12 protein-coding genes are annotated in these 14929 nt (G+C 41.8%); 3 read left to right on the plus strand and 9 right to left on the minus strand.

Annotated elements, in window-relative coordinates:
* Positions 1–49: 49 nt before the first annotated feature.
* The 9 genes from der to ndk form a co-directional block, all read right to left on the minus strand.
* Positions 50–1516, minus strand: coding sequence for a ribosome biogenesis GTPase Der (gene der / locus H5182_RS16835; RefSeq protein ID WP_145239710.1), 1467 nt, complete (start codon positions 1514–1516; stop codon positions 50–52).
* Positions 1517–1608: 92 nt separating this feature from the next.
* Complete coding sequence (gene bamB, locus H5182_RS16840) at positions 1609–2787, minus strand: outer membrane protein assembly factor BamB (protein WP_182757529.1); 1179 nt, start codon at positions 2785–2787, stop codon at positions 1609–1611.
* Between the two features lie 9 nt (positions 2788–2796).
* The gene (locus H5182_RS16845; RefSeq protein ID WP_145239705.1) at positions 2797–3417 is read right to left on the minus strand and encodes a tetratricopeptide repeat protein; all 621 of its coding nucleotides are present in this window, start codon (positions 3415–3417) and stop codon (positions 2797–2799) included.
* A 16-nt stretch (positions 3418–3433) separates the two neighbouring features.
* Positions 3434–4714, minus strand: a complete 1281-nt coding sequence (gene hisS / locus H5182_RS16850; protein ID WP_145239702.1) for a histidine--tRNA ligase — start codon at positions 4712–4714, stop codon at positions 3434–3436.
* Positions 4715–4850: 136 nt separating this feature from the next.
* The gene (gene ispG / locus H5182_RS16855; protein ID WP_182760356.1) at positions 4851–5969 is read right to left on the minus strand and encodes a flavodoxin-dependent (E)-4-hydroxy-3-methylbut-2-enyl-diphosphate synthase; all 1119 of its coding nucleotides are present in this window, start codon (positions 5967–5969) and stop codon (positions 4851–4853) included.
* A 5-nt stretch (positions 5970–5974) separates the two neighbouring features.
* Positions 5975–6847 carry a RodZ domain-containing protein gene (locus H5182_RS16860; protein ID WP_182760357.1) on the minus strand — a complete coding sequence of 291 codons (873 nt, stop codon included), beginning with the start codon at positions 6845–6847 and terminating at the stop codon, positions 5975–5977.
* A complete protein-coding gene (gene pilW, locus H5182_RS16865; RefSeq protein ID WP_182760358.1) occupies positions 6844–8805 on the minus strand; it encodes a type IV pilus biogenesis/stability protein PilW in 1962 nt (653 codons plus the stop codon). The genes H5182_RS16860 and pilW overlap by 4 nt, the downstream gene beginning before the upstream one ends.
* Positions 8806–8917: 112 nt before the next feature.
* Entirely contained in the window at positions 8918–10051 is a 1134-nt protein-coding gene (locus H5182_RS16870; RefSeq protein ID WP_145239689.1) for a bifunctional tRNA (adenosine(37)-C2)-methyltransferase TrmG/ribosomal RNA large subunit methyltransferase RlmN, read from the minus strand.
* A 171-nt stretch (positions 10052–10222) separates the two neighbouring features.
* The gene (gene ndk, locus H5182_RS16875) at positions 10223–10654 is read right to left on the minus strand and encodes a nucleoside-diphosphate kinase (RefSeq protein ID WP_008111339.1); all 432 of its coding nucleotides are present in this window, start codon (positions 10652–10654) and stop codon (positions 10223–10225) included.
* Between the two features lie 244 nt (positions 10655–10898).
* Here ndk and H5182_RS16880 point away from each other — a divergent pair, with 244 nt between their 5' ends.
* The 3 genes from H5182_RS16880 to yegQ all read left to right on the plus strand — a co-directional run bounded on the left by H5182_RS16880 (position 10899) and on the right by yegQ (position 14924).
* Entirely contained in the window at positions 10899–11486 is a 588-nt protein-coding gene (locus H5182_RS16880; RefSeq protein WP_182760359.1) for a hypothetical protein, read from the plus strand.
* A gap of 557 nt (positions 11487–12043) precedes the next feature.
* Positions 12044–13369, plus strand: a complete 1326-nt coding sequence (locus tag H5182_RS16885; protein ID WP_182760360.1) for a methyl-accepting chemotaxis protein — start codon at positions 12044–12046, stop codon at positions 13367–13369.
* A 151-nt stretch (positions 13370–13520) separates the two neighbouring features.
* Positions 13521–14924, plus strand: coding sequence for a tRNA 5-hydroxyuridine modification protein YegQ (gene yegQ, locus H5182_RS16890; RefSeq protein WP_182760361.1), 1404 nt, complete (start codon positions 13521–13523; stop codon positions 14922–14924).
* Positions 14925–14929: the final 5 nt, after the last annotated feature.

Genomic DNA, 14929 nt, shown 5'->3' on the forward strand with positions numbered 1-14929 from the left:
GCTTACAGCTTACAGCTTACAGCTTACAGCTTACAGCTTACAGCTTATATCATTTATTGCGGTTTTCTTTACTAAATGCGCGGATCTTACGTTTTTGCGAAAGAGTCACTTTATTAGTACGTCCTGCAAATGGGTTATCACCTTCTCTAAACTCGATTTTGATAGGCGTGCCCATAATTTTTAATGCTTTACGATAGTAGTTCATTAGGTAGCGTTTATAGCTATCTGGTAAATCATGTACTTGGTTACCGTGAATTACGATACGTGGTGGGTTATAACCACCCGCGTGCGCGTATTTAAGCTTAACGCGGCGACCACGAACCAGTGGCGGCTGGTGATCAGCTTGTGCCATGTCCATGATGCGGCGCAGCATAGCAGTGCTAATACGCTTAGTTGCTGATTCATAAGCTTCGTCAATTGACTCAAACAAATGACCAACACCTGTACCATGTAAAGCTGAGATAAAGTGTAAGCGTGCAAAGTCAATAAAGCCTAAGCGACGGTCAAGCTCCGATTTAATACGATCTTTCACGTAATCATCAAGGCCATCCCATTTATTCACAGCAATAACCAGTGAGCGGCCAGAATTTAAGGCAAAACCAAGTAAACTTAAATCTTGATCCGAAATGCCAGCGCGGGCATCTACAACCAATAGCACCACGTTACAATCTTCGATTGCTTGGAGGGTTTTGATCACTGAGAATTTCTCAACCACATCGCTGACTTTTTTGCGTTTACGTACACCAGCGGTGTCGATCAACACGTATTCTTTTTCGTTACGAGTCATTGGAATATAAATAGAATCGCGGGTTGTGCCCGGCATATCATAAACAATAACGCGTTCTTCACCTAATATACGGTTAGTCAGTGTTGACTTACCTACGTTAGGACGACCGATAATAGCAAGTTTTACTGGCTTATCTGCAAATGCTTCATGCGCTGTAGAATCTTCATCATCTTCAGAGTATAAATCGATTAACTCGTCGTCATCGCCTTTACCATCATCATTTTGCGCACTCAGCTCTGCAAGCAAAGGCTGTAAGGTGTGTTCAAGTAACAAGGTAATACCACGGCCATGAGCGGCTGCAATATGATGTACTTCACCCAGTGACAATTGGTAAAACTCAGCACAATTTGAGTCAGCATCAATACCATCAGTTTTATTGGCAACAACAAAGCTTTTCTTTTCTTGTTTACGTAAATGGTTGGCAATAGCTTGATCAGCTACTGTCATACCTACGCGTGCATCAACTAAGAATAATACGATGTCGGCTTCTTCAATCGCCAGTAGCGATTGATCAGCCATTTCGATCTCGATGCCTTCTTCAGAGCCATCAATACCGCCCGTGTCTACCACGATAAATTCATAGCCATCGTAATTAGCTTGGCCATATTTTCGATCTCGCGTTAAGCCTGGAAAATCGGCAACGAGTGCATCACGCGTACGTGTTAAACGGTTAAATAATGTGGATTTGCCCACATTGGGTCGCCCAACTAGAGCGATCACGGGAAGCATAAACTACCTCTTAAAAAAACAACAAAAGGCTTCGCATAGCGAAGCCTTAAAAAAATAAATTAACTATTAATAACTTATAGTTATTTAGCAAATTAGTCCGGTATTTTTACCGCACTAACTTCACCATCTCGGGTGTATAAAATCAGTTTGTCGTCAGCAACAATTGGCTCAATAAAAAAGCCTGAACTGTCGAAGTCTTCACGCGATACAAGTTCGCCTGATTCTTTATTCAGCCAATGTAGATTACCTTCTTGGTCACCCATGGCTAAGTAATTTCCTGCTACCGCAGGCCCTGTTAAGTACCAACCACGAAGGGCTGGCTGACTCCAGCGTTCAATGCCAGAGGTTTTATCTAATCCATAAACAACACCATTACTATCTACTACGTAAATAGTTTGGGTATCCATGGCAATTTCACGGTAACTGCTGTATTCGCGTTTCCAGACAACATTACCAGAGCGAATATCTACAGCTGCTAAGTTACCATTATAGGCAATAGCATACGCATAAGGACCACTGATCAGAGGTTGTGTATCAACATCGACTAAACGTTCGAATTCTGATGCGCCTTTTGCTGTAGCAATTTCAGCACTCCACGCAGAGTAACCACTATCAGAGATAAGTACACTTAACTTGCCTGTTTCAAGGCCAACTAATACACCGCCGTTAGCAACGGTCGGAGAGCTTTGTCCGCGTAGTGTTAATGCGGGTACTTCTTGCTCATGACTCCAACGCTCTTCACCGGTATCAGGGTGAAGAGCTAATAATTTACCTGAGCCTAGGTTAACATATATAAGGCCATCACCGGCAGCTGGTTTTGATAACACTTCACCGGGAACTTTTTTGCGCCAAACAACATCACCCGTTTCACGGTCAAGGGCAACTAAATAACCATGCTCAGAGCCGATAAAAATTTTACCATAAGCTTGTAAAATACCACCGGATAATTTTGCACTAATGTCGCTTTGCCATGGCCAAAAGGTCAAATTTTCGCGAACATCCGTCTCCCAAAGAGTATTACCGTTTTCAAGCGATAGCGCTTCGACTTTACCAGCGCGGCTTGCTACAAAAACACGGTCTTTATATACCGCCGGTGTTAGCCGAGAAAAGTAATGTTCAACACCGTCACCAATGCTTTCTTGCCAAATTACTTTGGTTTCAAACTGATTAACGATTTCAGGCAATACCAGTTCGTCTTCGTCATCGCTTGATGAACAACCGACTAAGGTTGCCATACATAGCGCTATGGTTGCCGCTGTTAATTTTTTCATGGTAACCCCTTACGCCGTTGGGCTAGTTACTGCTAAGTCATCAAGTTTGATTTGCAATAATGGGTTATTCTCCAGACCGCCCGCATCTGCAGCAGTCTGATAAGCGGTGCGAGCTTGATTTGCATCGCCTTGAGCTGTGTATATATCACCTTTAAGCTCAGCGACTGTTGCAGTGAATGAATCTGCAAGTTTAGCGTTAAGCGTTGTTAAAGCTTGGTCGTATTGCTGCTGTGCTATTTGCACGCGAGCTAAACGGGTGGTCGCCGTTGCTTTTAAATCTGCATTGGTAACATTATTCATTATCCAGCTGAGCTTTTCACTGGCTACATCAAGTTGACCTTTTTCTACGGCTTCTTTAGCAGCAACAAAGGCTGCAAGTGCGCTGTAGTTAGTATCTTTGTGCTCTGCGATAAATGTATCTGCCGAACCTAATACTTCGCCACCTTCAACCAGCTGAGTATATGCATCAGAGGCACTTTCAGCAGTTGTAATTTGATTTTGGTTATATGCTTTCCAGCCATACAGGCCACCTAAACCAAGCACTACACCTAGCGCCAGTGATACACCATTTTCACGAAAAAAACGTTTGATCGCTTCAGCTTGTTGTTCTTCTGTTGAATAAATATCCATTACTACCTCGTCTTTTTTAGCTGTTTATTAGCTCAGCTAAAAGCGTTTTAATTTGTTCTAATTCTAAGGTGACCTGTTCTTTACGCTCACGTAAATACTTAACTGTCACTACGCCTTGTTCTAATTCATCTTCGCCGATAATCAGTGCAACGAGTGCATCGCTTTTATCTGCGCGTTTAAGTTGTTTCTTAAAGTTACCGCCACCGGCATGGACCATGATACGTAAGCCAGGTACTTCAGCACGTAATTTAGCTGCGATAATAGGGGCTTGAATGCTGGCTTTGTCGCCCATCGCTGCCAAATATACATCAGCGTTGCGACGAATGTCACCAACACATTCCAATGCTTGTAACATTAACACTAAACGTTCCAGACCCATAGCAAAGCCCACAGCTGGCGTTGCTTTGCCACCTAATTGCTCAACTAAGCCATCATAACGGCCACCTGCACATACAGTACCTTGTGAGCCGAGGCTATCTGTAACCCACTCAAAAACAGTGCGGTTATAGTAATCAAGGCCACGGACTAACTTTTCATTAACCGTGTATATGACGCCTGCGGCGTCTAAACGTTCACATAAATTTTCAAAATGTTCTTTTGATTCAGCATCTAAGTGTTCAGACAGTTTTGGTGCATCAACTAAAACCGCTTGTACATCAGGGTTTTTGCTATCTAGCACGCGCAGTGGGTTGCTGTACATACGACGTTTTGAGTCTTCGTCTAGTGCATCAATATGTTGCTCAAGATATGCCACAAGTGCATCACGGTACTGCGCGCGAGCTTCGTTTGAACCTAGAGAATTAAGCTCTAAACGAACATGTTCGCTGATGCCAAATTGTTGCCATAATTGCGCCGTCAGTAAAATCACTTCAGCGTCAATATCAGCGCTGGCAATACCGAAGGTTTCTAAACCAAATTGGTGAAACTGACGATAGCGACCTTTTTGCGGACGTTCATGACGAAACATTGGGCCCATATACCAAAGGCGTTGCTCTTGGTTATACAGTAAGCCGTTTTGATTACCAGCACGTACACATACAGCGGTACCTTCAGGACGAAGTGTTAAGCTGTCGCCATTATTATCGGCAAAGGTGTACATTTCTTTTTCAACGATATCGGTGACTTCACCAATTGAGCGTTTAAAAAGATCGGTTGATTCTACAATTGGAAAACGAATTTCTTGATAACCGAACGATGCTACTGTCTCGCGTAAGATGTTTTCTACTTTCTGCCAAACTTGGGTATCGCCCGGCAGACAATCGTTCATTCCACGTATTGCCTGAATTTGTTTTGCCACTGCTAAATCCTAAAAACTGTTTTTTGCGTAATAAAAGATGACTACACAACAAGAATGCTAAAAATTGACCCGTCATTATAGCGTTCTAGCTATAAAGGTAAACGGCAAACGGCTTTGTTTGCCGACTATATTGTATTTATTCGACGATTTTAATGTCGATAGGGGTCTTTTTTTCTTTTTGTGCGATAAAGTCGCGTACATAGCCTTCGAGTTGATCAACAATATTGTTGTTATCAATTCGGGCTTTTTGACGTTCGCCATTAATATAAAGGCCCGAGCGACGGTTTGCACCAGCTAAGCCAATATCACTCACTAACGCTTCGCCAGGGCCATTGACCACACAACCAATAACCGATACTGATACCGGTTCGATGATATCTTCCAAACGCTCTTCAAGTTGGTTCATGGTACTAACCACATCAAACTCTTGACGTGAACAGCTCGGACAGGCAATAAAGTTAATCCCGCGAGAGCGAATGCGCAGTGATTTTAAAATATCAAAACCGACTTTGATCTCTTGCACTGGATCAGCCGCCAAAGATACTCGCAGTGTATCGCCGATACCTTCGGCAAGTAACATACCTAAGCCTACAGCTGATTTCACTGAGCCTGAACGCATACCGCCTGCTTCTGTGATCCCTAAGTGCAGAGGTTGGTCGATTTCTTTAGCAAGTAAGCGATATGCTCCTACAGCTAAAAACACATCAGAAGCTTTTACTGATATTTTAAATTGATCAAAATCTAAACGGCGCAAAATATTCACATGGCGCATAGCTGATTCAAGTAACGCTTCAGGCGTTGGTTCGCCGTACTTTTCTTGTAAATCACGCTCTAATGAGCCGCCATTAACACCAATACGAATTGGAATGTTGTGCTCACGGGCAGCATCGACTACCGCGCGAATACGCTCTTCACTGCCAATGTTGCCAGGATTAATACGTAAACAATCAACACCATACTTTGCTACTTGCAAAGCAATACGATAATCAAAGTGAATATCTGCAACCAGTGGAATGGTGACTTGTTCTTTTATGCTTCTAAATGCTTCGGCGGCGTCCATAGTCGGCACGGAAACACGCACTATATCGGCGCCGGCATCTTGAATAGCTTGAATTTGTGCAACAGTTGCATCAACATCCATGGTATCGGTGTTGGTCATTGATTGCACTGCAATAGGGGCGCCATCACCGATCGGTACGTTACCCACATTGATGCGGGTAGATTTTCTGCGTTTAATAGGAGATTCTGAAAACATAGTGACTACTCTGTTAACGGTAAATTAAATTTAGCTAAACGATTTTTTGGGAAACTGGAAATATCAATCTTTTCACCGTCAAGAGTGATATCAACAGCTTGATGCTTACCAAGCACGATAGAAAAAGGCAGATGACCTGATACAGTCATATCATAACCCGCTTTTTTAACACCAAATGCCACTTTATCACCTTTGCCGTCATGAATTTCAACCCAACTTTCTTCATTGAAATGCATAACTATGGTGCCAAGGCCATCATTTTGTGGCTCGCTTGACGCTTCGCTCGGGACAACGTCTAGTTCGGTGGTATCGGCTTGTTGCTCCATAATTTGCGCCGCAGTGGGGGCATCAATCGATTCATCAGGGCCAGCTTGTTCTAGCTGGCTGATTGACGCCACGTCAGGCTCTGCCTGTGCGACTGCAACTGTCTCTTCGGCAAAGCTATTTAAAGATTGCGTTATAACTTGTTCGTCAAGAGGGGTTGAATTTTGCCACCACCATAATGCGGATGAACCAATAACAATTGCCAGAATAACGTAACTCACCAGCATCAACCGACTATCATGGGCTTCTTTTTCTGTTCGTCTAGAAAAGCTTTGCATGTTGGTTTTTTTAACGGTTTCCTGAGGTTCAGGGAACAGCGCTAAAACGGCGGCAGTATCTAAATTAAAGGCGCGACAATAACTTTTTGCATAACCTTTAACAAAGGTAGCAGGGCCGATTAATTGGTGTTCGTCATTCTCAAGACGTTGTAATTGCAACACCGATAATTTTAAATTTTTTGCCAACTCTTCTAAGCTGACATTCGCTTGCTCGCGGCTACTTTTTAAAGTTTGGCCAAGAGTGAGCGTTGTTGATTCCGTATTTTCATCATTCATAATGAGTATGATTCAGGGTCCACTAGTAACAGTCTATGCCCAGGTTTAAGTGCAACATCTGGGCTTAATTTATTCCATCGCATTAACTGATCAATTAACAAGCGACGCTTGGTGGCAATACTATACAAAGTATCACCGACGTTAATTTCGTAATAAATGTTGGGATCGTTGAGATAAATTTTCGTCCCATTGACCACCCGATCAGATTCTTTCAGACCATTCCATTGGAGTAATTTCTGTAGTTTAACATTGTATCGTACTGAAATGCTAAATAGGTTTTCACCATCTTGCAAAACATGGTAAGGCGTCGTTAATTGTGGGATCCGCGAATTTAGCAACGGTGCGTGAGTATTTTGTTGCGGATCTTGAAAACGGATTTCAGGTGTAGAGCTATATCCTGACTCTGCGAAGACGGCGGCGTTGCGTTTTGGCTGGTAAAAAACCACCTTTTCTTCATCCGTTAATTGATCACTAAATTGTGCTTGGCTTGGGGTTGAAGCCTGGCTGTTATTTGCAACGGCTTGGCTATCAGTGGGCGCACCAAAAGAAACAATTTTTACACCATCTTGTGCTTTGTTGCTGCGAGCAAGCGTTTGGGGAGGCGTTGCGGCAGTCGCTGTGGGCGCTGTTGCTAAATGCACAGTTGGTATTGCTAATGCTTTAGTAACTGCCTCCTCAGAGGCTAATGATGCAATGTCCGTCGCTTGAGTTGAAGTTACAGCTGGATTGTTTGGTGTTTGTGCGACCACCAGAGCAGACATTACTGCGGCAGGATCATTATTGTTTGCTGGAGCACTGATCTGTACAGCGGTAGTATCAACGTTTGTTTGCACTGGCGTTGTTATTGCTGTGGTACTTAAAGCCGCCAAAATACCACTCGTATCGACAGGTGTTGATACTGTTGCTTGGCTTTGCTGGCTAGTTTGTGATGCGGTGCTTTGCGTTGGCGTAACCGGTGAGGTTAGCAACGCGGCAGTTAATTCATTGCTGCTTGCATTGTTATTTTTAACGGCCATTGTTGGCGTTGTGATACTTTGCGCCGACGTACTAGTTGCTGGCGCTTTTTTCTTTTTTACAATGCGTATTTTGGGTGCCGAAATCACCTCTCCCGCAGGGCTATTTGCTTGTAGCTCATCTAATTTTGCTTGGCGGTATTGCGAGCGCAGTATTTCAAACTCACTACGTTTGATTTTTTGCTCGCGAATGATCCCCGCTTCACTTGAGGTTGGGTAGGTTTGCAATATCATTGCCGCAGTGGTTTCGGCTTTTTCAATGTGGCCCATACGCTGCTCAACTAAATAGCTTAATAGCAATGAGCGAGACGATACTTGACCACTATTCTCATAACGCTCAAGTATTTCTTTTGCTCTATGTAAATCACTTTTAGCGTAATACAAAGCGGCTAAACTGATCAGTGATGAGGCACGCATTGAACTGTGATTAATGGCCGATTTGAAATATTTTTCAGCGTTATCAAAATCATCAAACTCAATGGCGCACAGAGCTAAATTTTCATAACTTTCTGCTACTCGTATATAACTTGGGATGGCAATGGCTTTGAGTAGTTGTTCTGTGGCGCGGTCGTACTCGTCAATACCGCATAAAAATACCCCGTAGTTATTTCGGGTATTAGGATCATTGGGATCAATTTTTATTGCTTTTTGATAGGCTTTATCGGCTTGTACGTTTTCGCCGACTTGTTGGTAATAATAAGCAAATGAATAATGGACTTCAGGAAGATCAGGAGAGAAAGACGCGGCGCGTTCGAGGTTATACTTTGCTTGCGAGCTATTACCAGTGCTTAAATATTCTAATGCTAAGGCTATTCGGGTACGTGCTGCGCCGGTATTATTGATTTTATTTTCAACGACTGGTTTGTCATTGCCATCATAACTATTTTCAGTTACACACCCAGTTAAAGCGAGTGCACTGATAGTTAAAGCAAGTAAAGATCGCATTACTTCTTCTCTTTATTATTGTCCATGCACCTATATTACCGAAAAGCCCTTATCTTGCATCATTTATTTAAAAATAAAGCAGCGCTAAGGGCTTTTGATTCACGACAACAGATTATGCTTGGTGGATATTAACCGCAATCGCATTATCGTCGCGCATTTTCTTTTTCGCTAAACGTTTTGTACGGTCAACTACATCACCAACTAACTGGCCGCAGGCCGCATCAATATCATCACCGCGAGTACGACGAACAATACAGGTAATACCTGCTGCTTGTAGCACTTTTGAAAAGCGGTCAATACGGCTGTTGCTAGAGCGTGTATATTCGTTACCCGGGAATGGGTTAAACGGGATAAGGTTCACTTTAGATGGTGTGCCTTTGAGTGTTTTAACTAATTCATGGGCTTGATCTGTGCTGTCGTTAATACCATTTAGCATCACATACTCAATGGTCACATCTTTATTGGCTTTAGAGCCATCAATGTAACGACGACACGCCGCTAAAAACTCTTCAATTGGGTATTTTTTATTGATTGGCACTAAAATATCACGTAATGCGTTATCAGGTGCGTGTAGAGAAATAGCCAATGCAACGTCGATTTTTTCTTTCAATAAATCAAGTGCAGGCACCACACCAGAGGTACTTAAAGTAACGCGGCGTTTAGATAAACCAAAACCCCAATCGTCCATCATTAATTCCATTGCCGGAACTACGTTTTTAAGATTAAGCAATGGCTCGCCCATGCCCATCATAACGACGTTGGTGACCGGACGCTTTTCACTGTTGCCATCAAGGCCTATGTCTTTGGCCACACGCCAAACTTGGCCGATAATTTCAGATACTTTTAAGTTACGGTTAAACCCTTGCTGCGCTGTTGAGCAAAATGTACATTCAAGCGCACAACCAACTTGCGATGATACACACAAGGTGGCACGTTCTTTTTCTGGGATCCACACGGCTTCAACTTCTTGGCCGCCTTCAAGTATCAGCGCGTACTTGATTGTACCGTCACTGGCTTGTTGGCGTACGGTGATTTCAGGCGCGACAATTTCACATTCTGCTTTTAGTTTTTCTTTCAGCTTTTTGTTAACGTTGCTCATTTCGTCAAAGTTATCAACGCCAAAATGATAAATCCATTTCATCACCTGATCGCCACGGAATGGCTTTTCACCGAACGATACAAATAACTCGCGCATTGCATCTCGGTTTAAATCTAATAAGTTAATCTTTTTTTGCTCAGTGGTCATGAAACAACCTTAATCAGTGACGGTGGTGATAAAAATTTACAAAGGCGAATTGTACACAATTCACTCACTTTAATCATTAAGTAAAACATCATAAATTAGATAATTAATACTTTAACTAATGACTAAAAAAGGGCTCGAAAGCCCTTTTTACTTTTGCTTAGCGCGTTCGAATTAACGAGTACGTGGGCAAAGCTCTTCGTCTGCGAAGAAGTACGCGATTTCGCGAGCAGCAGATTCAACAGCGTCTGAACCGTGAACAGCATTTTCGTCGATGCTATCAGCGTAGTCAGCACGTAAAGTACCAGCTAGTGCTTCAGCAGGGTTAGTAGCACCCATGATTTCGCGGTTTTTAAGAACAGCGTTTTCGCCTTCAAGAACTGTAACCATTACTGGACCAGATGTCATGAAAGATACTAAAGCACCAAAGAAAGGACGCTCGCTGTGTTCTGCGTAGAAACCTTCCGCTTTCTCTTGTGAAAGGTGAACCATTTTAGCTGCAACGATTTTAAGGCCAGCAGTTTCGAAACGGTTGTAGATAGCGCCGATGTGGTTTTTAGCAACTGCATCAGGTTTTACGATTGAGAAAGTACGCTCTAAAGCCATCTTTATGCTCCAATAATTTTTAAGTAAAAGTGTGAATATTAACGGGCGCGAATTATACGCGTTTTAGTAGGCAATGCCTAGTTTTATTAAAAACTAGCTTGATGACAATTGTGCGATATTTAAATAACCGTGGACCGAGTATAGGAAATAGGGCTTTGTTAGCAGGAAATTATTACTGTGTCGTAATTGTTTCATAAATTTGAGTTGTAATTAGAAAATTGAATATCTTAAAAAGGAAATAATAATGAAAAAGTTATTTGTGATTGTGCTGTTAGCCAATTTTATTACAGCGTGTGGTTCAGACAACGAGGCTGCATTAGAGTGCCCCCCTACAGCTATTGCAATTGATATAAATAAGATTGAATTAGCGGTTAATGGTGGTGAGTACCAAGCGAATACTTTAATTTCTTATGATAAAGTTGACTTATCATTTGAAGCTTCAGGAGCCAATGTTTACAGCGATGGTAACGAACTTGATGAAGGCAAAACTTATGCTGAAAATTGCGTAACTTTGCCTGTTGTTATTCCGGCTAATAATAAATTAACTAAGCTTAATATTTATTCGTCCGCTGACTTTAGTGCTGATTTAACATCTGGCAGCAGTTTAAATGATGTGTTTAGTGTCATTGAATTTAATATTGAGAACAGCCAAGAAGCTATTACAGTTGCAAAAGTGCAAGAGTCACTACCCGTTATGATGCAAAGATACTTTAATTTTACGCTCAATACAGCGCCTGAATTTGAAGGCAGCCATGTGTTTTATATCGAAATAAGCTTAGATAATGGCAAGCAGTTTTTATTACAAACACCTGAGGTGTTACTTTCTAAGTAACTCTTTGGTGATAGCTTGTAAGAACGATTGGCTGCAAGGTTTAAATGCCATTGCAGCTAATTAACATGTGCTCCCATCTACCTTATTGGATTATCTGCAGTTTTTAGACTGAAGCGGTCGACATATTGTTCTAACGAAAAAGTATCTAGGCAAAGATTACAAAAATGTAAAAAGTAACCACTTTAACTATTCATTTAGGCTCGCTTTGTTGCTGCCAGATATACTTTTTTAAAACAACTAAAAGCTGAATAATCAGCAGTCATGCCCCGCCTTTGTGACGGAAGAATTGATGCGCAATGTTTTCATTATTTTGATTATATTTAAGTTTATCTTAGTGGAATTGGTATTTTCATTTTCTTTTTAGGTAAAAAATTCTTATCCATCACAGAAAAAGAAATATTTTAACTCTTTTTGAGCTAGAAATAGTTATATTACGTACAATAGTATAACTAGCTTTAAGCTACACTTTTTTTATATTGTTTAGTCGTTTTCATTTTATTAGATACGTTTTCTGGCTAAAAATGTATACCGTGCACACTAAATAACTAGGGTAACATATGTTTTTTAACCAATCTTTTAAAAATAAAATTGCCGAATTAGAAGGCATGCTTGCTATTGGCGAGCAGGTAAAGCAAAGTCTAGAGAGCGAAATGCTTGTTCTAGAGCTCGATAAACAGGGCCATGTGATCAGACAGAACACTAATTTTGAACGCGAATTTAACTATTCAGATAGACAGTTATTGGAGCAAAGTGTACTTAATTTTATACCTGAAAATGCCAGACAAAATCCTGATTTTAACTCATTTAAAAAAGCGATAAAGGACTGTAAACATTGGGCTGGGGCAATTCAATTTACACACCAAGATGGAAAACGCGATTGGTTGCGTAGCATTTTACACCCAATAACCGATCAGCATGGGCAGTTTATTCATCTTACTTTGCACTGCACTTTGTTAACACGAACTATAGAAACTTCCCGTGAAAATCAAGATTTAATTAAAGCACTGCATCGCTCTACAGCTGTGATTGAATTTGACACCGATGCAATCGTATTAAGAGCAAACGATAACTTTTTAAAAGGTATGGGTTATTCTGAGCGAGAAGTAGTCGGTCAACATCACCGTATTTTTTGTGAGTCGGATGAAGCCAATTCAGCCGGATATGATGCGTTTTGGAAGCGATTACGCAAGGGCGAATACATCGCAAGTCGTTTTAAACGCATTGATAAATATGGCAATACTGTATGGTTAGAAGCATCTTATAATCCTATCTTTAATGAGGCGAATGAGCTCTATAAAATAGTAAAATTTGCCACTGTGATCACCAAACAGGTAGAAAGAGAGCAGGCTATTGCAGCAGCCGCAAGTATTGCCCATAGCACATCAACAGAGACCGACAATATCGCCGATCAAGGCGCAAAAGTGGTACAACAAACAGTACAAGTAATGAATGAATTAGCCGTTCAAATGGAGCAAGCCGGCAAAGAGATTTCAGCACTAGATAAGCAATCTCAGGTTATAGCAAATATAGTACAAAGTATTAGTAGCATTGCCGACCAAACGAATCTTTTAGCGCTTAATGCCGCGATTGAAGCAGCCCGAGCGGGCGATCAAGGCCGTGGTTTTGCGGTAGTTGCCGATGAAGTTCGCCAATTAGCTTCAAGAACCAGTAAAGCAACCGAAGAGATTGTTGATGTGGTACAACAAAATCAAAGTTTAACGCAATCAACAGTGGCGGTTATTGAACAAGGCAAAGTTAAAGCACAACAAGGCTTAGAGCTGTCCAACGAGTCTGGCATTGTAATGAGCAAAATTAAAAAAGGTGCGCAACAAGTCGTTGATGCTGTTAGTCAGTTTGCAAACCAGCTCGGGAGTAAAAATTGATTTAACGAGCAGAAGGATCCTGCTAGTTGATTACAGTCTTTTATGATCTTGATCAAGGTTGCGGTTAATCGTAATCCTTATACTTGCGCGCTTTATTTACCCTAACTATTCATGCAACCGACTTGTACTCGGTTCGATGTATGGAGCGCACATGCCGTCAGCCACTAATACCTCAGAGTTTTTTTCAACTAAACCATTTATCCCAGAGTTATTGTCACCAGCAGGCAGTTTAAAAAACATGCGTTATGCCTTTGCTTATGGGGCTGATGCGGTGTATGCCGGGCAACCTCGTTATAGCTTGCGAGTGCGTAATAATGAATTTGATCTGGAAACGTTAAAAATAGGCATTGATGAAGCGCATGCGCTGAATAAAAAGTTTTATGTAGTATCAAACATTGCCCCGCACAATGCCAAAGTGAAATCGTATTTACGCGATATTGAACCGGTAATTGCTATGGGGCCAGATGCGCTGATCATGTCAGATCCGGGTTTAATCATGCTAGTACGTGAAAAATGGCCTGATATGGCTATTCATTTATCAGTACAAGCAAACGCAGTTAACTACGCAAGCGTACAGTTTTGGGCGAAGCAAGGTATTGAACGGGTGATTTTGTCCCGCGAGCTATCACTTGAAGAAATAAGTGAAATTCGCACGCTTTGCCCAGAAACAGAGCTAGAAGTATTTGTACATGGCGCATTATGCATGGCGTATTCTGGCCGTTGTTTGTTGTCAGGTTATATTAATAAACGCGATCCAAATCAAGGCACCTGTACCAATGCATGCCGCTGGGAATACGATGTAAAACCGGGTGTTGAAAACGAAACCGGTGAAATGGTACATAAATTTGATCCTCAGCAGATTATTCCTACTCTTGGCGACGGCGCACCAAGTAACGATATTGTTATGCTTGAAGAGCAAGGCCGCCCGGGTGAATACATGCCAGCGTTTGAAGACGAACACGGCACTTATATCATGAACTCAAAGGATTTACGCGCCGTGCAATACGTAGAGCAGCTTACAAAAATGGGCGTGCATAGCTTAAAAATAGAAGGCCGTACTAAATCGTTTTATTATGTTGCGCGTACAGCACAGGTTTATCGTAAAGCAATCGACGATGCCGCAGCAGGAAAACCATTCGACGCTGATTTATTTAAAACATTAGAAAACCTAGCCCATCGCGGTTACACCGAAGGCTTTTTAAAGCGCCACGCCCATCAAGATTATCAAAACTACGAATACGGCCATTCAGTTTCTACCAAGCAACAATTTGTTGGCGAAGTATTAGGGCGAAATGCCACTGGTTTAGTTGAGATTGATGTTAAAAACAAATTCTGTGTGGGTCATTCATTAGAGCTGATGACCCCTAAAGGTAATATTAGCTTTACCCTTGAATGCATGGAAAACAAAAAAGGCGAAAGTATTACCGATGCTAAAGGTTCAGGCCACATAGTAAAAATTCCACTGCCCGACAATATCGATTTAGAACACGCCATATTAATGCGTAATCTGGATGAAAACCAAGACACCCGCAATCCTTTCAAACAAGTTGTTTAACGGGT

Source organism: Pseudoalteromonas sp. SG44-17, from assembly GCF_014164235.1.
In the GTDB taxonomy this organism is placed as follows: Bacteria; Pseudomonadota; Gammaproteobacteria; order Enterobacterales; family Alteromonadaceae; genus Pseudoalteromonas; species Pseudoalteromonas rhizosphaerae.